Annotated in this window: 23 protein-coding genes and 1 riboswitch; of the genes, 13 read left to right on the plus strand and 10 right to left on the minus strand. The window is 64.7% G+C overall.

The window, feature by feature from the left end:
* Positions 1-53: 53 nt before the first annotated feature.
* The 3 genes from K8M09_RS20855 to K8M09_RS20865 form a co-directional block, all read right to left on the minus strand.
* Positions 54-1,148: an ABC transporter ATP-binding protein gene (locus K8M09_RS20855; RefSeq protein WP_160787492.1), complete on the minus strand. Its 1,095-nt coding sequence runs from the start codon at positions 1,146-1,148 to the stop codon at positions 54-56.
* A 125-nt stretch (positions 1,149-1,273) separates the two neighbouring features.
* Complete coding sequence (locus K8M09_RS20860; protein ID WP_160787476.1) at positions 1,274-2,098, minus strand: ABC transporter permease; 825 nt, start codon at positions 2,096-2,098, stop codon at positions 1,274-1,276.
* Positions 2,095-3,012, minus strand: a complete 918-nt coding sequence (locus tag K8M09_RS20865; protein WP_160787477.1) for an ABC transporter permease — start codon at positions 3,010-3,012, stop codon at positions 2,095-2,097. The genes K8M09_RS20860 and K8M09_RS20865 overlap by 4 nt, the downstream gene beginning before the upstream one ends.
* Positions 3,013-3,267: 255 nt before the next feature.
* On the opposite strand from K8M09_RS20865, the gene K8M09_RS20870 reads away from it, so the two are divergent.
* Complete coding sequence (locus K8M09_RS20870) at positions 3,268-4,692, plus strand: aminotransferase (protein ID WP_160787478.1); 1,425 nt, start codon at positions 3,268-3,270, stop codon at positions 4,690-4,692.
* Positions 4,693-4,771: 79 nt separating this feature from the next.
* On the opposite strand, the gene K8M09_RS20875 is transcribed toward K8M09_RS20870, so the two are convergent.
* The 5 genes from K8M09_RS20875 to K8M09_RS20895 form a co-directional block, all read right to left on the minus strand.
* Entirely contained in the window at positions 4,772-5,170 is a 399-nt protein-coding gene (locus K8M09_RS20875) for a hypothetical protein (protein ID WP_160787479.1), read from the minus strand.
* A gap of 72 nt (positions 5,171-5,242) precedes the next feature.
* On the minus strand, positions 5,243-6,436 hold the full coding sequence (locus K8M09_RS20880; protein WP_160787480.1) for an aromatic ring-hydroxylating oxygenase subunit alpha: 1,194 nt from the start codon (positions 6,434-6,436) through the stop codon (positions 5,243-5,245).
* A gap of 193 nt (positions 6,437-6,629) precedes the next feature.
* Positions 6,630-7,856: a DUF2325 domain-containing protein gene (locus tag K8M09_RS20885; protein ID WP_160787481.1), complete on the minus strand. Its 1,227-nt coding sequence runs from the start codon at positions 7,854-7,856 to the stop codon at positions 6,630-6,632.
* 100 nt (positions 7,857-7,956) lie between these two features.
* Complete coding sequence (gene recX / locus K8M09_RS20890; protein ID WP_160787482.1) at positions 7,957-8,511, minus strand: recombination regulator RecX; 555 nt, start codon at positions 8,509-8,511, stop codon at positions 7,957-7,959.
* A gap of 155 nt (positions 8,512-8,666) precedes the next feature.
* Complete coding sequence (locus tag K8M09_RS20895; RefSeq protein WP_160787483.1) at positions 8,667-8,867, minus strand: cold-shock protein; 201 nt, start codon at positions 8,865-8,867, stop codon at positions 8,667-8,669.
* Positions 8,868-9,280: 413 nt separating this feature from the next.
* Here K8M09_RS20895 and K8M09_RS20900 point away from each other — a divergent pair, with 413 nt between their 5' ends.
* The 9 genes from K8M09_RS20900 (at position 9,281) to K8M09_RS20940 (ending at position 18,843) form a co-directional block, all read left to right on the plus strand.
* Complete coding sequence (locus tag K8M09_RS20900; protein WP_160787484.1) at positions 9,281-9,754, plus strand: VOC family protein; 474 nt, start codon at positions 9,281-9,283, stop codon at positions 9,752-9,754.
* An 86-nt stretch (positions 9,755-9,840) separates the two neighbouring features.
* Positions 9,841-10,047, plus strand: a riboswitch (cobalamin riboswitch).
* A 246-nt stretch (positions 10,048-10,293) separates the two neighbouring features.
* A complete protein-coding gene (nrdH, locus tag K8M09_RS20905) occupies positions 10,294-10,515 on the plus strand; it encodes a glutaredoxin-like protein NrdH (RefSeq protein ID WP_160787485.1) in 222 nt (73 codons plus the stop codon).
* 24 nt (positions 10,516-10,539) lie between these two features.
* Positions 10,540-12,687: a class 1b ribonucleoside-diphosphate reductase subunit alpha gene (nrdE, locus tag K8M09_RS20910; protein WP_229342475.1), complete on the plus strand. Its 2,148-nt coding sequence runs from the start codon at positions 10,540-10,542 to the stop codon at positions 12,685-12,687.
* 20 nt (positions 12,688-12,707) lie between these two features.
* Complete coding sequence (nrdF, locus tag K8M09_RS20915) at positions 12,708-13,697, plus strand: class 1b ribonucleoside-diphosphate reductase subunit beta (RefSeq protein ID WP_229342486.1); 990 nt, start codon at positions 12,708-12,710, stop codon at positions 13,695-13,697.
* A gap of 235 nt (positions 13,698-13,932) precedes the next feature.
* Positions 13,933-14,142, plus strand: a complete 210-nt coding sequence (locus K8M09_RS20920; protein WP_160788129.1) for a CbtB domain-containing protein — start codon at positions 13,933-13,935, stop codon at positions 14,140-14,142.
* A gap of 10 nt (positions 14,143-14,152) precedes the next feature.
* A complete protein-coding gene (locus K8M09_RS20925; RefSeq protein ID WP_160788130.1) occupies positions 14,153-14,905 on the plus strand; it encodes a CbtA family protein in 753 nt (250 codons plus the stop codon).
* A 58-nt stretch (positions 14,906-14,963) separates the two neighbouring features.
* Complete coding sequence (locus K8M09_RS20930; RefSeq protein WP_160788131.1) at positions 14,964-15,560, plus strand: hypothetical protein; 597 nt, start codon at positions 14,964-14,966, stop codon at positions 15,558-15,560.
* Between the two features lie 253 nt (positions 15,561-15,813).
* The gene (locus tag K8M09_RS20935) at positions 15,814-17,394 is read left to right on the plus strand and encodes a Re/Si-specific NAD(P)(+) transhydrogenase subunit alpha (protein WP_160788132.1); all 1,581 of its coding nucleotides are present in this window, start codon (positions 15,814-15,816) and stop codon (positions 17,392-17,394) included.
* Positions 17,395-17,409: 15 nt separating this feature from the next.
* Positions 17,410-18,843 (plus strand): NAD(P)(+) transhydrogenase (Re/Si-specific) subunit beta, encoded by a 1,434-nt coding sequence (locus K8M09_RS20940; protein WP_160788133.1) that lies wholly within the window; start codon positions 17,410-17,412, stop codon positions 18,841-18,843.
* A gap of 74 nt (positions 18,844-18,917) precedes the next feature.
* Here the strand turns inward: K8M09_RS20940 and K8M09_RS20945 are convergent, their stop codons facing one another.
* Both K8M09_RS20945 and K8M09_RS20950 read right to left on the minus strand, forming a co-directional pair.
* Positions 18,918-20,996, minus strand: coding sequence for an oxidoreductase (locus K8M09_RS20945; RefSeq protein ID WP_160788134.1), 2,079 nt, complete (start codon positions 20,994-20,996; stop codon positions 18,918-18,920).
* 118 nt (positions 20,997-21,114) lie between these two features.
* The gene (locus K8M09_RS20950) at positions 21,115-22,875 is read right to left on the minus strand and encodes a peptidoglycan D,D-transpeptidase FtsI family protein (RefSeq protein ID WP_160788135.1); all 1,761 of its coding nucleotides are present in this window, start codon (positions 22,873-22,875) and stop codon (positions 21,115-21,117) included.
* A 303-nt stretch (positions 22,876-23,178) separates the two neighbouring features.
* Here K8M09_RS20950 and K8M09_RS20955 point away from each other — a divergent pair, with 303 nt between their 5' ends.
* The 3 genes from K8M09_RS20955 to K8M09_RS20965 are packed head-to-tail and all read left to right on the plus strand — an operon-like array spanning position 23,179 to position 26,080.
* Positions 23,179-23,793 carry a TRAP transporter small permease gene (locus tag K8M09_RS20955; RefSeq protein WP_160788136.1) on the plus strand — a complete coding sequence of 205 codons (615 nt, stop codon included), beginning with the start codon at positions 23,179-23,181 and terminating at the stop codon, positions 23,791-23,793.
* Positions 23,793-25,055 (plus strand): TRAP transporter large permease, encoded by a 1,263-nt coding sequence (locus K8M09_RS20960; RefSeq protein WP_160788137.1) that lies wholly within the window; start codon positions 23,793-23,795, stop codon positions 25,053-25,055. Before K8M09_RS20955 ends, K8M09_RS20960 begins: the two co-directional genes overlap by 1 nt.
* A gap of 29 nt (positions 25,056-25,084) precedes the next feature.
* On the plus strand, positions 25,085-26,080 hold the full coding sequence (locus K8M09_RS20965; RefSeq protein WP_160788138.1) for a TRAP transporter substrate-binding protein: 996 nt from the start codon (positions 25,085-25,087) through the stop codon (positions 26,078-26,080).
* Positions 26,081-26,142: the final 62 nt, after the last annotated feature.

Consider the following 26,142-nt stretch of genomic DNA (forward strand, 5'->3'; position numbering starts at 1 on the left):
CTGCCTACTGCCTACTGCCTACTGCCTACTGCCTACTGCCTACTGCCTACTGCCTACACCCGCCGCACCGCCTCGTCGTCCGCCAGCAGCACGAACGCCTCCGGATCGTAGGCCAGGCGGATTTCCGCGCCGATCGGCAGGTCGTCCGCGCCGTAATTGTTGGTCTCGACCATGGAAAGCGGCTGTTCCAGTCCGTCGACGCCCACGGTGAGGTGCGTCACCTCGCCGAAATAGGCGCGGTTCTCGACGCGGCCGGAAAGCTCGTGCGGGGCGCGGTCGTCGTCCCAGAGGAGCCGCAGGCGCTCCGGGCGGATGCCGACGGTGACGTGGCCGTCGGTGGCGGCAAAGCCCTGCGGCTTGTCGAGGCTGACGGCGCCGAAGCGGGCGGCGTCGAGCGAGACTGTGTTGCCCTGCTCGCCCAGCACCTTCGCCTTGAGGAAATTCATGCCGCCGAGGAAATCGGCAACCTTGCGGGTGCGCGGGCGCTGGTAAAACTCCTTGGGGCTGGCGACCTGCGCGATGCGCCCGCCGAACATGACGGCGATGCGGTCGGAGAGGGCCAGCGCCTCGTATTGGTCGTGCGTGACGAGGACGAAGGTGATGCCGACCGCCTTCTGCAGGCTGCGCAGCTCCACCTGCATTTCCTCGCGCAGCTTCTTGTCGAGGGCCGAAAGCGGCTCGTCGAGCAGCAGCACCTTCGGGCGCATCACCAGCGCGCGGGCGAGCGCCACGCGCTGGCGCTGGCCGCCGGAAAGCTCGTGCGCCTTGCGCTGGCCGAGGCCGGAAAGGCGAACCTGATCGAGCGCGTCGGCAACGCGCTTCCTTTCCTCCTGCGGCGAGAGTTTTAGCCGCTTCAGCCCGTAGGCGACGTTTTCCGAGACGTCGAGATGGGGGAAGATGGCGTAGCTCTGGAAGACCATGTTGGTCGGCCGCCGGTTCGGCGGCAGGGCGAGGGAGGGTGCGCCGTCGATATAGATCTCACCCGCCGTCGGCGTTTCGAAGCCGGCGATGGAGCGCAGCAGCGTGGTCTTGCCGCAGCCGGAGGGGCCAAGCAGGGAGAAGAACTCGCCCTCGCCGATGGTGAGCGAGATATCGTCCAGCGCCTTGTAGATGCCGTAGAACTTCGACACGTTTTCGATCTGGATCATCGCGCGGTCGGGCATGGGGGGCTCCTAGAGTTTGTCAGGGAAAAATGGGACCCGGTTTTCCCGATAAGACAAACGAAAACAAGGGAATCTGGAGTTTACCAGGTTCAGAATGAACCTGGTAAACTCTAGGGCAGGGCATGGGCCATCTGCGTGCGGCGTTCGGCACGGCGGCGCAGGGTTTCGGCGAAGGTGAGCAGGACAATGGAGACGACGATCATGATCGTGCCGAGCGCCAGCACGCCGGGCAGTTTGGCGGCGAAGCGAAGCTGGCCCCAGATATAGACCGGCAGCGTCGGCTCGGTGCCGGAAAGGAAGAAGGCGAGGATGAATTCGTCGAGCGAGATGGTGAAGGTGACGAGCAGGCTCGACACGATGGCCGGCGCGACCACCGGCAGCGTCACGCGGCGGAAGGTGCCGAGGGCGGTTTCGCCGAGGTCGTAGGAGGCTTCCTCCAGGCTGCGGTCGAAGCCCTCGAAGCCGGAGACCAGCACCGACATGGCATAGGGGATGCAGAACACCGTCTGGCCGAGGATGACGGTGAAAAGCGACAGTTCCACCCCGAGTGCCAGCACGATCATCAAAAGCGAGACGGCGACGATGATCTCCGGCAGGAAGAGCGGGGCCATGATGAGGCCGGCGGCGGCCTTCTGGCCGCGGAAGCGGTAGCGGGTGATGGCGCGGGCCGCGCAGATGCCGAGCACGGTCGAAAGCAGCGAGACGGAGATGCCGACGACGAGGCTGTTCCAGGCCGCTTCCAGCATGACCGTGTTGCCGGCGAGCGAGGCGTACCACTTCGTCGTGAAGCCGGCGAGCGGGAAGGTGGTGGTCGCCGCGTTGTTGAAGGAGAAGACGGGCAGCAGCAGGATCGGCAGGTACAGGAACAGGAAATAGACGGCGACATAGGCCGGCAGGACGGGAAAGAGGCGCAGGCGCTTGGTGAGAAGGCTCATCGGATCCTCCGCACGGTGAATTTCAGCGCCAGCACCACGGCGGCGGCGGCAAGCGAGACGAGCACCATGGTCGTCACCGAAAGGGCCGCGCCGAGCGGCCAGTTGGCCGCCTTGCCGAATTGCGCCTGGATGGCGGTCGCGATCATCACGCCGTCCTTGCCGCCGACGAGGCGCGGCGTCACGTAGTCGCCCACGGTGGGGATCATCACGATCAGGAAGGCGGAGATGACGCCGGGCAGCGAGAGCGGCAGCGTGACGCGGAAGAAGGCCTTGAGACGGCTGTCGCCAAGGTCGCGCGCCGCCTCGATCAGCGTGCGGTCGATCTTCTGCAGCGAAACGTAGATCGGCAGGATGGCAAAGGCCGCCCAGCTATGCACCAGCGTGATGACGACGGCGTTGGAATTGTAGAGCAGCGAGGTCAGCGGCTTGTCGATGATGCCGATGGAGATGAGGCCGGTGTTCATGACCCCGCCGTACCCGAGGATGACCTTCCACGACATGACGCGCAGCAGGTAGCTCGTCCAGCAGGGTACGGTGATGAGGAAGAGCCAGAGGTTCTTGTGTATGCCGCCGTGGAAGGAGATGAACCAGGCGACGGGATAGGAGAAGGCGACGGTGACGACGCTGACGGTGAGCGAAATCCACAAGGAGCGGACGAAGAGGTCGCGGTAGATCGGCTCCGTCAGGGCCTGCCGGTAGTTCTCCAGCGTGAAGGTGCGGTCGATATCGAGATAGTTCTGGGTCCAGAAGCTGTAGGCGATGACGATGAGGACCGGGAGAAAGAGCACCGCCAGCGCGTAGAGGAAGGTCGGCGAGATCATGGCGAGGCCGCGGGCCTCTTCGCTCCGCATCCAGGCTCTGCGCCTGGCGGGAGAGGGCGTGTCTGCGGCAGGGCCAAGCGCCGCCGCCGTCATCGCAGGGCGTTCCCGTGGCGACAACTCTCGCGGAGCGTGCGGTTTTCCATATCCATCCTTGCGCCTTTTCGGCTTGTGCGGCTCCTTGCGGCGCGCGCTTGTGTTCCCGAATGCAGCATGCGCCCGAATCCCCGTTGAAATCAACCCCTGTTTCTGCAATATTGATTGAACGAACATTCAATATGAATGAGAAAATAGTGATCTTTCATATTGTTGTTCCAGAATCTCTTTCTTGAATAGCCGATGGAGACGGGCATGGCGGCGATTGCGAAGACGGCGAATGGCGGCGGGCTTGCCGATGAAGCGGCGGTCGACGATCTCACCCGGCTCGCCGAGCGGCATCTGGTGCAGCCCTGGCCGGTTTCCGGCTCCATCGGCGCGGAGGCGCGCGGGCGCATCGAGGCGGGCGAGGGCATCTATGTGACGGACGCGGCCGGCCGCAAGCTGATCGACGGGCCCGCGGGCATGTGGTGCGTCAATGCCGGCCATCGCAACCGGGAGCTTGCAGATGTCATGGCCGCGCAGGCCATGGAGCTTTCCTATAATTCGCCCTGGTACACGACGAACGCGCCCTCGGCGGTGCTGTCCGCGCGGCTGGCGGGCCATGCGCCCGAGGGCGTCGACCACGTTTTCTACACGACCGGCGGCTCCTCCGCCGTCGAGACGGCGCTGCGCTTCATGCAGTTCGCCAACAATGTGAAGGGCCGGCCGGAGAAGAAGCTGATCGTCTCGCGGCAAGGCGGCTATCACGGCTCGACCTATCTTTCCGCCTCGCTCAACGGCCGGCCGCGCGACCATGACTGGATGGACAGCGCCGCCGACCTCGTGGTGAAGCTCTCCTGCCCCAATCCCTTCCGCCGGCCGGAAGGCATGAGCGTCGAGGCCTTCTGCGACTTTCTCGTCGAGGAGTTCCGCGCGGTCATCGAGGCGCGGGGGGCGGAGAATATCGGCGCCTTCATCGCCGAGCCGGTCATGGCATCCGGCGGCGTCATCGTGCCGCCGCCGGGCTATCTTGCGCGCATGCATGCGCTGTGCCGGCAGAACGATATCCTCTTCATCGCCGACGAGGTGGTGACGGCCTTCGGCCGCCTCGGCCATGTCTTCGCGGCGAAGGACGTCTTCGATATCGAGCCGGACATGATCACCTTCGCCAAGGGCGTGACGTCGGGCTATTTCCCGCTCGGCGGGGTGATGATCGCCGGCCGGCTCTTCGAGGAGCTGCGACGCTCGAACCATTCCGAAGCGATGTTCGCCCATGGCCTCACCTATTCTAGTCACCCCGTCGGCTGCGCCGTGGCGCTGAAGAACCTCGATATCCTCGAAGGCGGATTGCTGGAGCATACGCGCGCGGTGTCGGATCACTTCCAGGCGAGCCTGAAGGCGCTGGAGGACCTGCCGCTGGTCGGCGAGGTGCGCGGCCTCGGGTTGATGGCCTGCGTCGAGTGCGTCGCCGATCGCACCAGCAACAACCCGCTGACGCTCGACCTCGAAGTCGGCAAGCGCATCGACCGGCATTGCCAGGAACTTGGCCTTCTCGTGCGCCCGCTGATCCATATGTGCGTGATGTCGCCGCCGCTGACGATCACGAAAGCCCAGATCGACGACATGGCAGCGATCCTGCGCCGCGGCATAGAACTGACGATGGACGACCTCACCCGCGAAGAGCTGTGGAACGGCTGAACCCTGTTTGGAGCGCACATTCCCTGCTCCAAACGTTTGAGGCCCGCGAAAGCGGGCCTCCTTTTGTGCCGGAGGAGCTTTATGCCTTCCTTCTGGCGGCGACGGCGGCCTCGACCCCGGTTGGGAGATGGTCTTCGAACCAGCCGATCATCCGCCGGATATCGGTGCCGGCGGGCGTGGCGTCACCCGTCCCGACCAGCTCCGCGCTCGCTTGCGCCATTGCGATCAGGATACGGGCGCTTTCCGGCACGTAAGGCAGGTCGGCTCCCCGGGCATGCCGGTCGCGGATGATCCGGTAGCGGATGTTCTCGGGATAGGTCCAGGCGCTGACAAGCAGGTCATGGACGCTGACCGGCCGACCGCCGACCTCGATCATCGCGTCGCGGTCGGTCTCCTTGCAGCCTGACGCCTCGATGCGCTCACAGGCGTCGATCGCGGCATTCATCATGGCCCTGATCAGGTTCCAGTCGGTTCTCATGCCAGCCTCCGGTGCGCGGCGGCGATGGTATGAGAAGGGCGGATGGGGCGCAATCTCCGGCTTCGTGCGTGCCTATTCCTTCAGTCCTGCATTGACCGCCGCCATCGCATTTTCCTCCGGCGCATCCTTCAGGTTCACCACCGGCAGCACGCGGCGCAGATGGTCGTGGTGGGTGCGTACGCCGTATTCGAGGTCGGACAGGTAGAAGCCGGCGAAGGCGTTGGAGGTCATGGCCTCGTTGGACCAGACGGTGAGTTGCACGTCCTCGGCCTGGGTGTCGCGGTCGATGCGGGCGGCGAGATAGCGGGCGAGGCGCTGCGCACGGTCTTCCTCACGGTAGCGATAGATGCCGCCGCGCAGCAGCGTCTTGCCGAGGGAAAGCGGGAATTCCTGGTAGAACTGCACGCTTTCCGGCGTCACGGCGATGACGCAGTTCGGGAAGAGGCCGAAATAGATCCAGGCCTTGCGCAGCCGTTCCGGCAGGCGCGCATTTTCCGGCGAGATATTCACATAGTTGCGCACGCTCCAGCGCCGGCCGGCATGGGGATTGTAGGTGGCGAAGGAACGGCAGAGACCGTCGACGAAGGGCTCGTCGTAGTAGGTGGAGCCGTAGAGGTCCTGCAGCGCCGGATGCGCCATGGCGACGTGGTAGCCCTCGTTGTCGACGTCGCGCACGGATTTCCAGTTGACCGGGCTTTCCTGGGTCCAGATGCCGCCGGCCGGCACCATCTCCTCGGCGCGGTAATGCGAAAGCTCCTCCTCGAAGGGGCGCATCTGTTCGGCGACGGAAGGTTGCGGGCCGGGGGCGAAGCGGATGAAGACGAAGCCCTGCCAGACCTCGCATTCCAGCGTCTTCAGCGCGAATTCGTCCTTGTCGAGCGGTGGGAAGCTGCGCGGGCGCGCCGCGCCGCGCAAGGTGCCGTCGAGATTGTAGACCCAGCCGTGGAAAGGACAGACGATCGCATTGCGACACGCGCCCTTCTCGTCCGCCACCAGCCGCGAGCCGCGGTGGCGACAGATATTGTGGAAGGCGCGCACCGCGCCGTCCTGCCCGCGTAGGATGAGCGCGCGCTCGCCGAAGACGTCGAGGGCAAGATAATTGCCGGCCTCGGGAATGTCGCAGACATGACAGGCGATCTGCCAGTGCTCGCGAAAGACATGCTGCTTTTCCAGCTCGAGCAAAGCAGGGCTGTGATAGCACCAGCCCGGCAGTCCGCTCCGGTCCCAGTCGTTCGGAACGCTGATATCGCGGATCACCTCATTCATGTCGTTCCCCATATTTTGCTGAACGTTCATTCAATATAAGCACGATTTTCGTTCAAAAGGAATAGCTTGCGAATCTTCGGGTGATGGAAGGGGAGAAAGGCCATGCGCGGAGCGGGCGCAGGCGCGCCCATCCCGCGCGCTTCGCGGTCAAGCGCGGGCGTCAGTAAAGGTCTTGCGGCCGATGCGTGGAGCGTCAGATCCGTCCGTAGGCGCCGCCCGCGCCGGTGATGGCGGCGAGGAAGCTGGCAAGGCCGGCCGAGCGCAGCGGCAGGTAGGGCTTGCCCTGATCGCGGCACAGCCGCTTCACGAGGCCGACGGCCGAATGGCTGATATGGTCGACGGGAAAGAGGATCGTCGCGGCCTGCCCGACGAGGGCCGGCAGCAGCGTGGTGCTGTCCTCCATGCCGCCGTCGTGCAGCAGGAGGGTGACGTCACGGCTCGCCGCATAGGCGCGCAGATGCTCGAAGAGATTGCGCCGTCCGCCGACATAGAGGACCGGGCCGGCGGGCCGGGCCGTTTCCACGCCATGCTGGAGGTGGGTCGCGATGGCCGTCTCCAGCGCCTCGTTTTCCCGCAGGATCGCGTCGTTGAGGTCGCGCAGTTGCTCGACCTCGCGCTGCAGGGCGCGGCCCCGTTCTTCCGCCTCGGCCAGCCGTCTGGACAGCGCGTCGAGGCGGCTCGCCTCCGTTTCCCGCTGTCCGGGCAAGGCGTCTTCCGTTCGGGCCGGGCGGGCGAGCGCGGCGGCAAGGGCCTCGGCGTGGATGAGCCGCTCTTCCATCTGCCGGGCGCTGCGCTGGAAGGCGGCGCGTTCGCCGGCCGCGGCCTTGAGGCGCATTTCCTGCCGCGCGCTGCGCGCCTTTTCCTGTTCGAGCTGCCGTTCCAGCCGGGTCAGGCGGGCTAGGTCGAGGCGGCTTGCGCTGCCGACGAGGTGCGAGAGCATATGCACCTCGCCGAAGATGTCGCGCAGCAGGGCGGCCGGGCTTGCCGGGTGGCTCATCAGCGCCCAGTAGGGGCCGGCGATGTCGCCGCGGTCGAAGCAGTCGCGCCAGATGGCGCGAAGCTCTTCCTCGTCCGCATTGCGGGGGAGGCGCTTGATGCTGGCCTCGTGGCGCTTGTCGAGCGCCTTGTTGAGGAGTCGGCCGGCCTGATCGCGCTGGCCGGCAAGGCGCACGCCCCGGCCGTGCAGCGCATGGTCCGTCGCGGTGCGCGCATCCTCCAGCCCGGCCTTGATCAGGATCTGGCGGAGTTCACCCGTCGTCAGGCATGTGCCGACGATGGAGCAATGGAAGGTGGACGGAATATCGCAGAGCCGCAGTCGCTGGGATGTGGTTCGCGCCGCCCCCTCGCCGGCCCCTGTGAAGGGGATGGCCATCGGGGGAAGGGGAGCGCCATGGGATTTGAGGCGGGGCAGGGTGGGCATGGGCTTGGCTCTTTCGCTGGTCGCTCGCTCTTCCATTTCGTTATATTTCATCAAATATAACGAAATGGAAGAGCCTTGTATCGCGGGAGCGCCAAAGGTTTCAGAAGGGGGAGCCGGCGCCGAGGATCGTTTCGGCTTCCTCTTGCGCCATGGCGAGCACCGTCCGGCTTATCTCGAAAGCGAAGCCGGCCCGGGCGAAGGCGGCAAGCTCCTTCGCCTTGCGCTTGTCGTCGAGGTCCACCTTGCGGAACGGTCCGAAGGCCCGTTTTCGGGCGAGGACGAGGGCGGCGAAGAGATCGTCGATCCCGGCGACGGCGGCCGCGGCCGTTTCCCGGTCGATGCCCTTGCGGGTCAGCTTGAGGGCGACGGCCCTGCGGGAGCGGCCGCTGCGCATGCCCGCGCGGCTGCCGGCCTCGGCATAGGCCTCGTCGTCGAGGGCCTTGATGTCATAGGCGAATTTGACGGCGGCTTCGGCCAGCATGCGCACCTGCGTCTCGCCGATGCCCTCGAATTTCTCGCGGGCCTTGCGCGCGATGGCGTCGAAGAGCTGCTTTTCCGTGTGCATGCGCCGTTCGAGGCGGTAGATCGTGGAATTGCGCGCCCAGGAGAACATGCGCGGGGTCGGCGTGTCGGCCGCGGTCGTCTCGTCCTGCACGGGTCAGCCTGCCTGTCGCCCGTGTCCATGCGCCGGGCGTGATTCGGGGAATGTCGTCCGGTCCCGCGCCCGCGCCGGGCGACGGAATGCGGCGCGCGATGGCGCGCCCGCCATGGGAGGATCGGCGGGCTGTCGCCGCCGATCCCGAAGGCAGATTAGAGGACGCGGACGTTCTCAGCCTTGGACTTGCCGGTCTTGCGATCCTGGCCGATGTCGTAGCTGACGCGCTGTCCCTCGCTCAGCGTACCGCCCTGCAGGGCCGAAACGTGCACGAAAACATCGCTCGCGCCGTTTTCCGGCGTGATGAAGCCGTAACCCTTGTCCCCGTTGAAAAATTTAACTGTGCCCGTGGCCATGTCCTGATCCTTAAATGCTCTTACAGCGAATTGCCGCGCGCAGAACCTATAGATGAAGGGCCGTGTTCGCAATGCACTTGCAGTCGATGGCGACAGAGCCGTGAAATGCCCTTGAAACGGCCGGGGCGCACCCTATCTATCGTCTACCACCCGTATCGATGACGCCTGCCGCACCAGCACCATCTGCTGCGCGCGTCGTCCGGGTTCGATAGGGCGCTCCCCGCAAGGGTCGAGCGCCCTATTGCTTTTCCAGCCTGCGATTTTTTCTTCGCGGACCTGTCGGAACGCGCTGGCCCCGTACGTCCTTCGGGCAATCCGGCTGCAAGAGGCAGGCCCGGAGTGGAGAAATCCGGCCATCCGCCTATGTCTTCAGGCAAAGGATGGCGACGAACCCGTAGATAAGGAACAGGATGATGGCGAAGAACACGATCTGCATCTGGTACGACAAGGACGCCGAGGCCGCCGCCCGCTTCTATACGGAGGTCTTTCCCGACAGCGCGGTGACGGGGGTGCATCGCGCGCCGGGCGATTATCCCTCCGGCAAGCAGGGCGACGTGCTCACGGTGGAGTTCACGGTCGCGGGCATCCCCTGCCTCGGCCTCAACGGTGGGCCGGTGTTCAAGCATTCGGAAGCCTTCTCCTTCCAGATTTCCACCGAGGATCAGGCGGAGACCGACCGTTACTGGAACGCCATCGTCGGTAATGGCGGGCAGGAAAGCGAATGCGGCTGGTGCAAGGACAGATGGGGTATTTCCTGGCAGATCACGCCGCGCACGCTGATGGAGGCGCTTTCCGCCGGCGGGAGCGAGGCCAAGCGCGCCTTCGCGGCCATGATGACCATGCGGAAGATCGACGTCGCCGCCATCGATGCGGCCCGGCGCGGCTGAACGGCGCCTCGCCCTGCGCCGCTGTCGCAGGGCGAGGAACCTGTTGATGGTGCGTCATAGTCATTGACGCAAATTTTACCTCGTCTACTATATCTTGTGTTCGAGGTGCCTTCGATTCGTAACGGGTCGGAGGCTGAGGTGCGACCCCCGGTGTGGCCATGACGGCCGCGGCGACCCGGGTTTGCGCCTGACTGTAAGCGGCATCATCCGTTCGACGAGCCACCGCGGCGTAAATGCCATGGAAGGCGGACGGATGCCGCGAGCCGGAAGCCCGCCTCGTACGCGAAGTCCACGGGCGGGGTGTCCGGCAGGCGAGCGAGGGGCGTTGAGAGCGGCCCTGCGATTTCCCTGATGTCCCGCAGAAATGCCTCGGGGTGAAGTCATGCCGGTTTCGATTCCAGTTCCTCCGCGCGAGTAAGCGGCGCCCCCGTATCCGGCCGTCCGCAAGGCGGTCTCCATATCCTTCCGACCTGATCGAACGGCCATCGGCGGATGACCGGACGATTTTCTGCGCCCAATTGCCAAACACGAGGAAAGCCATGTCCATCACCGTTTATTCGAAGCCTGCCTGCGTCCAGTGCACCGCGACGACGCGCGCGCTCGATCGCCAGGGTATCGATTACAGCGTCGTCGACATTTCGCAGGACGCGGATGCGTTCGCGCTGGTGCAGGGCCTCGGCTACCGCCAGGTTCCGGTGGTGATCGCCGGCGAACAGCACTGGGCCGGTTTCCGCCCGGACATGATCAGCGCGCTTTCGTGATCGCAGGAGGCTCGATTGGACACGATGACGGTTGATAAGGTATTGAAGACGCCTGAGATTACGGCGGTTGATTACCACGCGTTGAACGCGATGCTGAACCTTTACGACGATGCCGGTCAGATCCAGCTCGACAAGGACCGGCAGGCTGCCAAGCAGTATTTCCTGCAGCACGTCAACCAGAACACGGTGTTCTTCCATAATCTTCGGGAGAAGCTGGATTACCTGGTGACGGAGGGGTACTACGAGCAGGAAGTGCTGGACCAGTACGCGTTCAACTTCGTGCGCGACCTGTTCGACGCGGCCTATGACCGCAAGTTCCGCTTCCCGACGTTCCTGGGGGCGTTCAAGTACTACACGTCCTATACGCTGAAGACCTTCGACGGAAAGCGCTATCTGGAGCGCTACGAGGACCGGGTCTGCATGGTGGCGCTGACGCTGGCGCGGGGCAACGAGCAGCTTGCGCGCGACCTGATGGACGAGATCATCTCGGGCCGCTTCCAGCCGGCAACGCCGACCTTCCTCAATGCCGGCAAGAAGCAGCGCGGCGAGCTCGTCTCGTGCTTCCTGCTGCGGGTCGAGGATAACATGGAGAGCATCGGCAGGTCGATCAATTCGGCCTTGCAGCTTTCCAAGCGCGGCGGGGGCGTGGCGCTGTCGCTGACGAACCTGCGCGAGATGGGCGCGCCGATCAAGCAGATCGAGAACCAGTCGTCGGGCGTCATTCCCGTCATGAAGCTGCTGGAGGATTCGTTCTCCTACGCCAACCAGCTCGGCGCGCGCCAGGGCGCGGGCGCGGTCTACCTCAATGCGCACCATCCCGACATCATGCGCTTCCTCGACACCAAGCGCGAGAATGCCGACGAGAAGATCCGCATCAAGACGCTGTCGCTCGGCGTGGTCATCCCGGACATCACCTTCGAGCTGGCGAAGAACAACGAGGACATGTACCTGTTCTCGCCGCATGACGTGGAGCGGGTCTACGGCGTGCCGTTCACCGAGATCTCGGTGACGGAGAAGTACCGCGAGATGGTCGAGGACGGCCGGATCAAGAAGAAGAAGATCAAGGCGCGCGACTTCTTCCAGATCATCGCCGAGATCCAGTTCGAGAGCGGTTATCCCTACATCATGTTCGAGGACACGGTGAACCGGGCGAACCCGATCGCCGGGCGCATCACCATGAGCAACCTGTGCTCGGAGATCCTGCAGGTCAGCGAGGCGAGCGAGTTCAACGAGGACCTGTCCTATTCGAAGATGGGCAAGGATATCTCGTGCAATCTCGGCTCGCTGAACATCGCGGCCGCCATGGACAGCCCCGACTTCGGCCAGACGATCGCCACCTCGATCCGCGCGCTGACGGCGGTCTCCGAGATGAGCCACATCTCCTCGGTCCCCTCGATCGAGAAGGGCAACGACGACAGCCACGCCATCGGCCTCGGCCAGATGAACCTGCACGGCTATCTCGCCCGCGAGCGCATCTATTACGGCTCGGAAGAAGGCGTCGACTTCACCAATATCTACTTCTACACGGTGACCTACCACGCCATCCGCGCGTCGAACCGGATCGCGGTGGAGAAGGGTGAGAGCTTCAAGGGCTTCGAGAACTCGAAGTATGCCTCCGGCGAATATTTCGACAAATATACCGAGGCCGAATGGCTGCCGGCGACGGAGAAGGTGAAGGGTCTCTTCGAGGAGGCCGGCATTCCTATCCCGACGCAGGAAGACTGGCTGGCGCTGAAGGCCGAGGTGATGAAGGGGGGGCTCTACAACCAGAACCTCCAGGCGGTTCCGCCGACGGGCTCGATCTCCTACATCAACCACTCGACCTCCTCGATCCATCCGATCGTCTCGAAGATCGAGATCCGCAAGGAAGGCAAGATCGGCCGCGTCTACTATCCGGCGGCGTTCATGACGAACGACAACCTGGACTACTACCAGGATGCCTACGAGATCGGCCCGGAGAAGATCATCGACACCTATGCGGCGGCCACGCAGCATGTCGACCAGGGTCTTTCGCTGACGCTGTTCTTCCGCGACACGGCGACGACGCGCGACATCAACCGGGCGCAGATCTATGCCTGGAAGAAGGGCATCAAGACGATCTACTATATCCGCCTGCGCCAGATGGCGCTGTCCGGCACGGAAGTGCAGGGCTGCGTTTCGTGCGCCCTGTGACCTGACCTTCTGGTGAGACCATGAACAGCCATGTGAAGACGAAGACCGCGAAGGCGGCGAGCGCGGTGCGCGCGATCAACTGGAACCGTGTCGAGGACGACAAGGACCTGGAAGTGTGGAACCGCCTGACGGGGAACTTCTGGCTTCCGGAGAAGGTGCCGCTGTCGAACGACATCCCGTCCTGGGCGACGCTGAAGCCGCAGGAACAGCAGTTGACGATCCGTGTGTTCACGGGCCTGACGCTGCTGGACACGATCCAGAACGGGGTCGGCTCGGTGAAGCTGATGGAAGACAGCGTGACGCCGCATGAGGAGGCGGTGCTGTCGAACGTCTCGTTCATGGAGGCGGTGCATGCGCGGTCCTATTCGTCGATCTTCTCGACGCTGTGCCTGACGCCGGACGTGGACGACGCCTATCGCTGGTCGGAGGAGAACGAGTTCCTGCAGAGGAAGTCGGCGCTGATCATGGAGCAATACGCCTCGGGCGACCCCTTGAAGAAGAAGGTGGCGTCGGTCTTCCTGGAAAGCTTCCTGTTCTATTCCGGCTTCTATCTGCCGATGTACTGGTCGAGCCGGGCGAAGCTGACGAACACGGCCGACCTCATCCGCCTGATCATCCGCGACGAGGCGGTGCATGGCTATTATATCGGCTACAAGTTCCAGCGTGGCCTCGAGCGTCTGTCGGAAGAACGCCGCCAGGAGATCAAGGATTTCGCCTTCGACCTGCTTCTGGAGCTTTACGACAACGAGGCGAAATATACCGAGGAGCTCTACGACGGGGTGGGCCTCACCGAGGACGTGAAGAAGTTCCTGCATTACAACGCCAACAAGGCGCTGATGAACCTCGGCTACGAGGCGCTGTTCCCGCCCGAGGCGTGCAAGGTCAACCCCGCCATCCTGTCGGCCCTCTCGCCCAATGCCGACGAGAACCACGACTTCTTCTCAGGCTCAGGATCCTCATACGTCATCGGCAAAGCCGTCGCCACAGAAGACGACGATTGGGACTTTTGAGGGCAGGCCGGGGTGCGCCATCGCTCCCCGGCTCTCCCGTCCATGCCGTAAAAGCGCAAGCAGCCGTCGCGCCTGCGTTGACAGGCCGGAAACACGGCTGATAGATATCGATGTCACCTTGGGAATCCAGTGAAATTCTGGAGCGGTCGCGCCACTGTATTCGCACTTTGCGAAAGCCAGACCTCGGGTGCCATTACACAGATCTCGTAACGAACGCGCATTCTAAGAGGAAACCATGTCTGACATCACTTTGAATCACGGCGTCGCCGTCACGCCGATTCCGGCCGCTCAACTCTTTCCCTGGGCGCTTTTCGGCGGCCTGCTGATGCTGCTGGCGCTTTACTTCGTCAGCACGGAAGAGGGCGCCGCCCAGCTTCTGTCCGGCCTGGAAGTTCACGAATTCGTGCACGACGGCCGTCACCTGCTCGGCTTCCCCTGCCACTAAGGGGACGGACATGTCTGGTCATCTTTTGCTGCGGGGCATGCTGGCAGGCCTCATCGCAGGGCTTGTGGCATTCGGCTTCGCCCGTGTCTATGGCGAACCCCAGGTCGAACGGGCCATCGCCTTCGAGGAGCTGATGGCGGCGGCGGAAGCGCCGGCCGCGGGCGCCATCGAGGAGCCGGAGGCCGTGAGCCGCGAGACGCAGGCGGGCATCGGTCTTCTGACCGGCGTTCTCGCCTATGGCGTCGCCATGGGCGGCATCTTCTCGCTCGTCTTTGCCGGCCTCTACGGCCGTGTCGGGAGCCTTAGTCCGCGTGCGCTCGCCCTCGTGCTCGGCGCGGCCGCCTTCGTGGCGCTCGTCGCGGTTCCCGACCTGAAATACCCGCCGAACCCGCCGGCCGTCGGCGATCCCGAGACGATCGGCGCGCGCACAGGCCTGTTCTTCGTGGTGCTGGCCGCCTCGATCTTCGCCCTGGCGCTGGCGGTTGCCTTCGCCCGGCGTCTGGCCGAGCAGCTCGGCCGCTGGAACGGCGCTATCGTCGCCGGTCTTGCCTATGTCGTGTTCCTGGCGATCGTTTTCCGCCTGCTTCCGGCGATCAACGAAGTGCCGGAAAACTTCCCGGCAACGGCGCTCTACGATTTCCGTCTGGCGACGGTCGGCCTGCAGTTGACGCTGTGGACGGTTCTCTCGCTGGTCTTCGGCTATCTCGCCGAAAAGAGCCTCGTGCGGTCGGGCAATTATCGCACGGCTCGCGCCGGCGTCTGACGCGACGATCCGGAATGCCGCGGCCGCGCGGCATTCCCTTTCCCGCAGGAGAACCGCGTTGCGCTTGCTCTTTCTCCTCGTCGGCCTCGCGCTGATGGCCGGGCAGGCCGAGGCGCACGGCCGTCGGGCCTCCTCCGCCAATGCCACGGGCCTTGCCATTCCCAGCATGTCGCACGGCGCTTTGCTGGTGCTGGACGATCACTACGCCGCGATCCTGCGCCTTGCCGACCGCGCGAAGGAATCCGATCCGGTCTTCCGCAAGCTCCGCAACCACGCCCGTATCCAGAACTATTACTGTCTCTGGGGCTTTGCCCCGCGTGCGATCGAGGACGAGGCAAGCCCGTTCAACGAGTGTTCGCACGCCTATCTCTCCGCCGCCCGGATGCTGCTGCTGCACATGCGGGACATGCCGAGCATCAGCGCCGAGGCGAATGACATGGTCTCCGTCATCGACGCCGAGATGGTGCGGCGCGGCAGCGCGCTCATCCAGTGCGAATATTCGGCGGACCCCTTCTATACCGGCGATTTCCTTACGCCCCATTGGGAAAAGCTCGTGGAGCATCGCCCGAGCCTGATCGCGGCGCTTTCGCCGCTCGTCCTCGTGCTCGGTTTTGCATTTCTGCGCCGCCGGCTCCCGTTACGGCAAGATGTGTGACGGCCTCTCATTCTCTCGATGTCGGGGGCATGGGATCGCGCCGGCGCGGCGCTGAAACAGTTTCATGGAAATCCCGATTGCCGGGGTGTCGTCCACGATGCAGGAATTGTCGCTTCCGGCGTCGAAGATGGGTAGAAATGCGCGCGTCTATGCACTAGGCAGGAAAGTGGAGGAGCGCCGTCTTGCGGTGTTCGGTTTGTGTTGAGGCGCTGCGCGATGCCGCAACGCCGATGGAAGTGGGGGCATATCTGGAATGAATGCGAAGATTGGAGCTCTCAGGGAGAGAGCGACGGGGGAAGCGCGTGTCGCGATGACGCCGGAAAGCGCGGGCCAGCTTGCCAAGCTCGGCTATGGCTGCGTTGTCGAGGCGGGCGCGGGGCTCGGCGCCGGCATATCGGACGACGCCTACCGCGCGGCCGGCGTGACGGTGGTCGAGGATGCGGCGGCGCTGGCCGCGGCGTCGGACGTCGTCGTCAAGGTGCGCCCGCCGACGACGGGCGAAATCGATCTCCTGTCTCCGGGCAAGACGCTGATCTCCTTCTTCTATCCCGGCCAGAATGGCGAACTGCTGGAGCAGGCCCGCGCCAAGGGCGCCAATGTCATCGCCATGGATATGGTGCCGCGCATCTCGCGCGCGCAGAAGATGGACGCCCTGTCCTCCATGGCTAATATCGCCGGCTACCGTGCGGTGATCGAGGCCGGCAACAATTTCGGCCGCTTCTTCACCGGGCAGATCACCGCCGCCGGCAAGGTGCCGCCGGCCAAGGTGCTGGTCATCGGCGCGGGCGTCGCGGGCCTTGCGGCCATCGGCGTCGCCGTCTCGCTCGGCGCGCAGACCTATGCCTTCGACGTGCGGCCGGAAGTGGCCGAGCAGATCGAATCGATGGGCGCGGAATTCGTCTATCTCGACTTTGACGGCGGCGTGCAGGACGGCGCGGCGACGGGCGGCTATGCCGCCCCGTCCTCGCCGGAGTTCCGCGAGAAGCAGCTTGCCAAGTTCCGCGAGCTTGCCCCGCAGGTGGACATCGTCATCACCACGGCGCTGATCCCCGGCCGTGACGCGCCGAAGCTGTGGCTTGCCGACATGGTGGCCGCGATGAAGCCCGGCTCGGTTGTCGTCGACCTTGCCGCCGAACGCGGCGGCAACTGCGACCTGACGGTCGCCGACCAGAAGGTCGTGTCCGACAACGGCGTCACCGTCATCGGCTATACGGACTTCCCGAGCCGCATGGCCGCCCAGTCCTCGGCGCTCTATTCGACCAATATCCGCCACATGCTGACGGACCTGACGCCCGGCAAGGACGGCAAGGTGGTCCACAACATGGAGGACGACGTGATCCGCGGGGCGACGGTCGCCTTCGAGGGCGCGATCACCTATCCGCCGCCGCCGCCGAGGATCGCGGCCATCGCCGTGCAAAAGCCGAAGGAAAAGGTGAAGGAGCCGACGCCGGAGGAAAAGCGCGCTGCGGAAACCGCGGCCTTCAAGGCCGAGACGAAGAGCCAGCTCACGCTGCTCGCCGTCGGCACGGCGCTGCTCCTGATCGTCGGGGCCTATACGCCCTCCGCCTTCATGAGCCACTTCATCGTCTTCGTGCTTGCCTGCTTCGTCGGCTTCCAGGTCATCTGGAATGTCTCGCACTCGCTGCACACGCCGCTGATGGCCGTCACCAACGCCGTTTCGGGCATTGTCATCCTCGGCGCGCTGTTGCAGATCGGTTCCGGCAACTGGCTGGTGGTGCTGCTTTCGGCGCTCTCCGTCCTGATCGCCACGATCAACATCGTCGGCGGTTTCCTCGTCACCCGGCGCATGCTCGCCATGTTCCAGAAGTCGTGATCGGGGGAAGCTGACATGACCATCGGTATCGTTTCGGCCGCCTATATCGCGGCGGCAGTTCTCTTCATCCTCTCGCTCGGCGGTCTTTCCGGGCAGGAAAGCGCCAAGCGCGCCGTCTGGTACGGCATCGTCGGCATGGGCCTTGCGGTCGTCGCCACGGTCTTCGGGCCGGGCGTCGGCAACTGGTTCGTCATCGTGCTTATGATCGCCGGCGGCGCGGTGCTCGGCCATTACGTCGCCTCGCGCGTGCAGATGACCGAGATGCCGCAGCTCGTTGCGGCGCTTCACTCCTTCGTCGGCCTCGCCGCCGTCTTCATCGGCTTCAACGCCCATATCGAAGCGGCGAATGTCGCCGGCCTCGATGAGGCCGCCCGCTCGGGGCTGACCGGCTTTGCCGCGATCCTCGCCCACAAGGAGCCGGTGGAGCTCACGATCATGAAGGTCGAGGTCTTCCTCGGCGTCTTCATCGGCGCGGTCACCTTCACCGGCTCGATCATCGCTTTCGGCAAGCTGGCCGGCAAGGTGGACGGGAAGGCGAAGAAGCTGCCCGGCGGGCACCTGCTCAATGCCGGCGCGGCGCTGCTCTCGCTTCTCCTGCTGGTCCTCTATGTCAACGGTGCGGGCGCCTGGACGCTCGTGCTCATGACGCTCGCCGCCTTCTTCATCGGCTACCATCTGATCATGGGGATCGGCGGCGCGGACATGCCGGTCGTCGTGTCGATGCTGAACAGCTATTCGGGCTGGGCGGCGGCGGCCATCGGCTTCACGCTGGGCAACGACCTGCTGATCGTCACCGGCGCGCTGGTCGGCTCCTCGGGTGCGATCCTTTCCTACATCATGTGCAAGGCGATGAACCGCTCCTTTATCTCGGTCATCCTCGGCGGCTTCGGCACGACGACGGGTCCGCAGATGGAGATCACCGGCGAGCAGATCGCCATTGACGCCGAGGGTGTGGTCACCGCGCTCAACGATGCCGATTCGATCGTCATCGTGCCGGGTTACGGCATGGCGGTGGCGCAGGCGCAGCAGTCGGTTTCCGAGCTGACGCGCAAGCTGCGCGCGGCCGGCAAGACCGTGCGCTTCGCCATCCACCCCGTCGCCGGCCGCCTGCCGGGCCACATGAACGTGTTGCTCGCCGAAGCCAAGGTGCCCTACGACATCGTTCTGGAAATGGACGAGATCAACGACGATTTCCCGAACACGGATGTCGTGATCGTCATCGGCTCGAACGACATCGTCAATCCGGCGGCGCAGGAAGATCCGAATTCGCCCATCGCCGGCATGCCGGTGCTCGAAGTGTGGAAGGCCAAGCAGGTGTTCGTGTCCAAGCGCGGGCAGGGCACCGGCTATTCCGGCATCGAGAATCCGCTGTTCTACAAGGACAACACCCGCATGTTCTACGGCGATGCGAAGAAGAGCATCGACCAGTTGCTGCCGGCGCTCGCCTGAGCGGTCGCGGTTGAACGCCTGAACGCACAGCGCCGCGGTTCATGCCGCGGCGCTGTTTTCGTTGATGGGCCGGCTCAGTAGAGCCGGGCGATATCCTCGCGCCGGAACGGCACGCGGTCGCGGTCGGCCGGCTCCATGTAGGTGCGGGCGTATTGGTGGCCGGAATAGACGGCGGCGGCGATGATGCCGGGGGCGAGACAGTCGCCGAGGCGGGTTACCGTGCGGATGCCGGCATCGGCCCATTCCGCTTCGCGCGCCTTCAGCTCCAGCCAGAGGGTTTCGTCCGGCAGGCGGGCGGTGACCGGCACGAGCGTGGCGCAGTCGACGGTCTCGATCCGGTCGCTGTAGATGCAGGCGAGATCCAGCCGGTCCTTCGTGCGGCCGGCCAGCGCCTTGGCCGTGACGATGCGGACGCCGACCTCGATGAGGCGCTTCTGCACGCGGCCCTGTTCCAGCGTGTGCTGGCTCCAGGGGGAGACCTGGGATTCCGGCGTGACGAAAGTCACCGTATGGCCGGCCTTGGCAAGCAGTTCCGCAAGGACGCTGCCCATGTAGTAACCGTCGTCGTCGAAGACCACGACGGGACCGTCGGCGCTGACCGCGTCCGCTCCGGCAGAAAGGATGGCGTCGGGTGAGACGACGGCGCCTTCCGTCAGGAAGGCGAGGGGCTGGCGGTGGGTGCGGCCCGCGCCGTCGCTGCGCCAGCGCGCGCCCGTGGCGATGGCGACATGGGGTATGCCGTATTGCAGCACGTCGTCGGCGGAAAGCGGGCTGTGCAGGTAGAGTTCGGCATTGGGGCGCACATTCAGCTGGCCGACGCGCCAGTCGCGCACGCGGCCCCAGGTGGCAAGGCCGGGCAGGCGGCATTCGCGCGCGACGCGGCCGCCCCATTCGCCGCCGCCTTCGGCCAGCACGACATCGACGCCGCGCTGGGCGAGCGCCCGCGCCGCCTCCAGCCCCGCCGGTCCGCCGCCGATGACGAGGGCCGGCTCGGGCGCTTCGGCGGTCGCGATGATCTCCGGGTGCCAGCCCTTGCGCCATTCCTCGCCGATGGTCGGGTTCTGCGTGCAGCGCATCGGCACGTTGGTATTGTCCCCGGAGGTGCAGATGTTGCAGCCGATGCATTCGCGGATATCGTCGATGCGGCCCTCCTCGATCTTTTTCGGCAGGTAGGGATCGGCGATGGAGGGGCGGGCGGCGCCGATGAAATCGAGAATGCCCTGGCGGATCGCCCGCACCATGCTGTCCGGTGAGGTATAGCGCCCGACGCCGACCACCGGCTTCGTCGTGACGGACTTGACGAAGCGGATATAGGGCTCCTGGAAGCCCTCCTCGGAGAAGCGAGCCGTCTGGCTGTCGTTCGACCAGCCGGAAAGGTTGACGTCCCAGAGGTCGGGCAATTCGGCGAGCGCCGTCACGATATCCTTGCCTTCGCCCTCGCAGGTGATGCCGGCCGGACCGAGCAGTTCGTCCACCGCAAGGCGGATGGCGAGCGCGCAGCGATCGCCCACGGCATCGCGCGTGTCGTCGATGATCTCGCGGAAGAGCCGCAGCCGGTTCTCGAAGGAGCCGCCATATTCGTCGGAGCGGTTGTTGTGGCGGCGGGACAGGAAGTGCTGAAGCACGCTCATGTCGTGCCCGGCATAGAGATAGACGATGTCGAAGCCGGCCTTTTTCGCGCGTAGCGCGGCGTTGCGATACCAGCGGCGCATATCGGCGATGTCGGTCTTGTCCATGGCGCGCGCCTGGACGGGATCGAGACAGTCGCTGATGACATGGGAGGGGGCGAGCGGGATCATCCGGCTGAAGCGGTTGGCGACATGCAGGCCGTTGTGCACGAGCTGGATGGCGGCGAGGCTGCCATGGGCGTGGATGCTCTGCGTGACGGCGGAAAGGGCCGGAAGGTCCCCGTCGTCCCAAAGGCGCGCCTCGTTGGCCGGGGTCAGGTCCGAGGTCGGGTGGATTTCCGCCTCCTGGGTGGAGACGACACCCCAGCCGCCTTCCGCCTTCATGCCGCGCAGCCGGGCTTCCGCATTGGGATAGCGGTAGCCCATGCCGGAACAGTGCGGCACCTGGTAGAAGCGGTTGGGCGCCGTGACCGGCCCGATCCGGACGGGTTCGAAGAGAATGTCGAAGCGGGGATCACGAACCATGTCTTGCCATCCTGAAAGGGCCGGTGCTGCTCTGTCTATGGCCGCAGGATATCGGGATTGCATCCGGGAACAAGCGGATTGTTATACATCTGCATAACAATGTTTGCGCGATGCGTATCTAGTAGTCGATCAGCCGTCTGTCGGACGAGGCGTCGGCGAAGCGCGGCTGGACGCCGAGCAGAGGCGCGGCGCGCTGGATGATCGCCTTGATCATCGGCGCGGCGTTGGAGGCGGCGGTTCGCCCGCCGTTCTCGCCGGTGCGCGGGGCGTCGATGATCGACAGGACGATGTAGCGTGGCTTGTCCATGGGGAAGGCGGCGAGGAAGGAGTTGAAATTGCTGGTCTTGGAATAGCGACCGTTGATGACCTTCTCGGCCGTCCCGGTCTTGCCGCCGACAAGGAAGCCCTCGACCTGCGCATGCCGGCCGGAGCCGATCTGGCCGTTCCGGTCGTAGAGCGCGCGCATGTCGGCGCTGGTCGTGTCCTTGAGGACGCGCGTGGCGAGCGACTGGGCGGCATCCCGCGAGCGCGGCAGGAAGGTCGGCGGGATGAGGTGGCCGCCATTCATCAGCGCGGCGGCTGCGGCAGCGGTCTGCAAGGGTGTCGTCGAGACGCCGTGGCCGAAGGAGATCGTGACGGAATTGATCTTCTTCCAGTTGCGCGGCTGGGTTGGCGTCGCGACGCCGGGCATTTCCGTCTCCAGCCTGGAGAGCAGGCCGAGCTGCGTGAAGAACTGCCGGTGGTTATCGACGCCGACCATGTCGGCCACGGCGGCGGTGCCGATATTCGAGGAATACTGGAACACTTCGGGAATGGACAGGGGCCGGTTCTTGCCCTTGAAATCGCGGATGGTGAAGCCGCCCATGCGGATCGGGCGCGAGGCGTCGACGACGGAGTTCAGCGTGATCTTGCCTTCGTCCAGCCCCATGGCGAGCGTGAAGCTCTTGAAGGTCGAACCCATCTCGAAGGTCGCGTTGCTGATGCGGTTGAACCAGCCTTTCTCGTAGTCCTTGTCGATGCTGCCATCGGCGAGGCGGCGGGAGGGTTCGTTCGGATCGTAGTCGGGAACCGAGGCCATGGCGAGCACTTCCCCGGTTTCCACGTCGAGGATCACCGCGCCGGCCGCTTCCGCCCCGTAGTCGACCATGGCCTTGGCGACGACCTCGCGCACGATGTTCTGGACGCGCAGGTCGATGGACAGCTTCACCGGCTCGAGCCGCGTGTCGTTGGTGAGGCCGGCGGCGCGCAGGTCCGCTAGGCCCTGCTGGTCGAGATAGCGCTCCATGCCGGCGAGGCCCTGGTTGTCGACGTTGACATGGCCGACGATATGGGCGGCGGTGGCGCCGCCCGGATAGAAGCGCCGCTTTTCCGGCCGGAAGCCGATGCCCGGCAGGCCGAGCGCGAGAATATCGGCCTGCTGCTTGGGCGTGAGCTGGCGGCGCAGCCATTGGAAGGCGCTGTCCGAGCGCAGCTTGCGATGCGTTTCGCGCCAGTCGAGGTTGGGCACGACCAGCGCCAGCTTCTCCACCACCTCGTCGGCGTCGAGGATGCGGCGCGGCTCGGCATAGAGCGAGACCGTGTTGAGATCGGTCGCCAGCAGCAGGCCGTTGCGGTCGGTGAGGTCGGGGCGGGAGGCGACGGCATGGGCGCTTGCATCGATCGCGGCCGATTGCAGCGGCTCGGTGAGGCCGTACTGGAGAAGGCGCGCGCCGAGCGCGAGATAGGCGACGAGGAAGAGGCCGATGAGGATGGCGAGGCGCTGGCGCGCCTGTTTGCGGCGGCGCGCATTGGTGCCGATGAAGGTCGCGTCGCGAAGGCCGGGCTGCGGCCCGACGGTGAAATGCGCGCGGCTCTTCAGCCGCATGATGAATGCGATCATTTCCGACCTGCCCAGGCGTTCGCAGCATGCCCGGACGGCGACCTTCACGATCCGGTGCATGAAAACCTGCGGGCAAAGCGCTGAAACACCAAGGGAAATGTCGGCAAGCGGCGGCGCATCATTAAAGTTGCATTAATATACATTTAAAATTGCTTGCAGCCGGTTAAGGCCTGCGGCCGCCTGCGGCGATGGCCGCAGGGGTGCGGGGATTGCCGGGTTTCTTGACATTTGCACGGAAAACGGTTGACAGCCGATCTCTCTGTATACATTTTAAATACAAAAAGAATTTTAGAGGGATGCAATATGTCGACAAAGAATGCGCCGACGGATCGCTCCACATGGGCGGACGGGGTCACGCAGCTATCCCAGGTTATCCTGCGCGGTGAAAAGGCCCTTGCCGGGTTTTTCATGACGGTGCTGCTTGTGCTGATCCTGGTGAATGTCGTGACCCGCTTTGCCCGCGTGCCGATCTACTGGATCGACGAGGCCTCGATCTTCGCGATGATCTGGCTCGGCTTCATCGGCGCGTCGGTCATGACGCGGCTGCGCATCGATTTTGCCGTTACCCTGCTTGCGGACCAGCTTTCGCCCAAATGGGTCGCCCGGCTGCGCGCGCTCGCCACGGCCATTTCGCTGGCCTTCGCGGTGGGTTTTGCGGTCGTGTGCTGGCTTTGGCTGGACCCGGTGGGCATCGCCTCGCATGGCTTCGACGCCCAGGCCTATGCCGCCGAGACGTTCAACTTCCTCTACACGGAACGGACCCAGACGCTGGAATGGCCGACCTGGGTCGTCAATCTCATCCTGCCGATCTTCGCCCTGACGCTGATCGTCCACAATGCCGCCAACCTGCTTGAAGACCTCGGCCTTGCGCGCAAGCGCGAGCAGGTTTCGCTGACGAGCGCGGAAGGAGCCGCCTGATGTTCACCTTCGGCGCATTCGTCGTCCTCATGCTCGTGGGCCTGCCGATTTCCATCGTGCTCTGCCTGACGGCCGCCGCCTATATCTGGCAGAGCGACAACACGGTCCTCTTCGCCTCCTATCCCACCCAGATGTTCATGGGGCTGGACAGCTATGGCCTGATCGCCATTCCGCTCTTCATCCTGATCGGTGAGATCATGAATGGCGGCGGCATCACGCGGCGCATCATCGACATGGCGATGGCCTTCGTCGGCGCGATGAAGGGCGGCCTTGCCTATGTGAACCTGCTGGCCAACATGTTCGTGGCCTCCATCCTCGGCTCGGCCGCGGCGCAGGTCGCGCTGATGTCGCAGATGATCGTGCCGGAAATGGTGAAGAAGGGTTACGACAAGACCTTCGCCGCCGGCCTCACCGCCTATGCGGGCATGCTCGGGCCGATCATTCCGCCCTCCATCATGTTCGTCGTCTACAGCGTCATCGCGCAGGTGCCCGTCGGCACCATGCTGGCCGCCGGCATCATTCCGGGCATCATCCTCACCGTCGCCTTCTGCGTGGTGATCGCACTGATGGGCTATGTCTACAACTATCCGCGCGGCGCGAGCCTGCCGATGCGCGAGCGCGTGTCGATCACGCTGAAGGCCCTGCCGACCCTCATCATCCCGCTGATCATCGTCGGCTCCATCGTGACCGGGCTTGCCAACCCGACCGAGGCGGCCGCCATGGGCGTCGTCGCCGCCGTCATCGTCGGGCGCTACGTGACCGGCGATCTCAGCCTGAAGCAGCTTCCCGCCATGTTCGTCAAGGCCGGGGTCCTGTCGGCCGGCATCCTGTTCCTGATCGCCGCGGCGGCCGTGTTCTCGTGGGTTCTCGTCTACGGCATGGTGCCTCAGCGCGTGGCGGAATGGATCCAGACCATCGCCAAGGATCCGATCACCTTCATGCTGCTGGTCAACGTGATCCTGCTCGTCATCGGCACGGTGATCGACGGCGCGCCCGGCCTGATCATGACGGTCCCGATCCTGCTGCCGATCGCCACCGACGTCTATGGCATCGATCCCGTGCATTTCGGCGTCGTCGCCGTGATCAACCTCGTGCTCGGCTTCCTGTCCCCGCCGGTCGGCCTGAACTTCTTCATCGCCGCCGCGGTGACCGGAGCCAAGCCCGGCAAGATGTTCATCGTCACGCTGCCGTTCTTCATCATCTGCTGCATCATTCTGGTGCTGCTGTCGATCTTCCCGGCGCTGTCGACCTACTTCGCCTGATCACCAACTCAAAACAGAGGGAACCTGCCATGAACATTACCCGTCGTACCCTGATGAAAAGCGTCTCGCTCGGTGCAGCGATGGCCGTCTCCGCGCCGTCGATCCTGCGTGCGCAGGAAGCCAAGGTCTATCGCCTCGGCATCACCACGCCTCCGGGCCATCCGTGGAACCTGGCAGCCGAATCCGTTGGCAAGCGCCTTGCCGAAGAGACCGGCGGTCGCCTCTCCATCCAGGTCTTCCCGTCGAACCAGCTCGGCAACGAAGGCGCGATGCTGCAGCAGATGCAGTCCGGCGCGCTCGATCTCGGCTGGATCATGACCGCCGAACTCGGCTCGCGTATTCCGCAGATCGCCGCCATCAACGCGCCCTGGCTGGTCAAGAGCACGGACAAGGTCGCCGCGCTCGTTCGTCATCCGGTCGCGATGAAGCTGCTCGACGTCCTGCCGGCCCAGACGGGCACCATCGGCCTCGGCTACGGCATCACCACGCTGCGCGTCGTCTTCACCGGCAAGGAGACCAGCGGCATCGAAGACATCAAAGGCATGAAGCTGCGCATCAATACGACGCCGGCCTACCGCGACTTCTACCAGCTCCTCGGCGCCGCCCCGACGCCGATCCCGACGCCGCAGGTGTTCGACGCAATGTCCAACGGCCAGGTCGATGGCCTCGAAGCCGACCTCGACCTGTCCTGGAACCAGCGCTACGACAAGGTCGCCAAGACCATGCTGCGCATGAACGCCATCTTCATGCCCTGCGTGGCGCTCGCTTCCGGCCGTGTCTGGAAGGGCGTTCCGGAGGCCGACCGCGAGCTGATCGCCCGCCTGACCCGCGAAGAACTCGACAAGCAGATCGACGCGACCGTCGCCAAGGAAGCCACGCTCCTGCAGAACTTCAAGGACACCGGCATCAAGATCGTCGATGTGAACCTGGAGAACACCGCGGAAATCATCAGCGCCTATGATGCGATCTGGCTGCCCAAGGCGCCGGTTCTGAAAGAACTGCGCGAAGTCGGCGCAACCCTTTGAGATAAAAGGGTTCGCCCTGTCTGCAGCTCCGCCGTTTCGGCGGCGGAAGCTGGAAGAGACCG

This window comes from Shinella zoogloeoides (genome assembly GCF_020883495.1).
Classification (GTDB): Bacteria; Pseudomonadota; Alphaproteobacteria; order Rhizobiales; family Rhizobiaceae; genus Shinella; species Shinella zoogloeoides.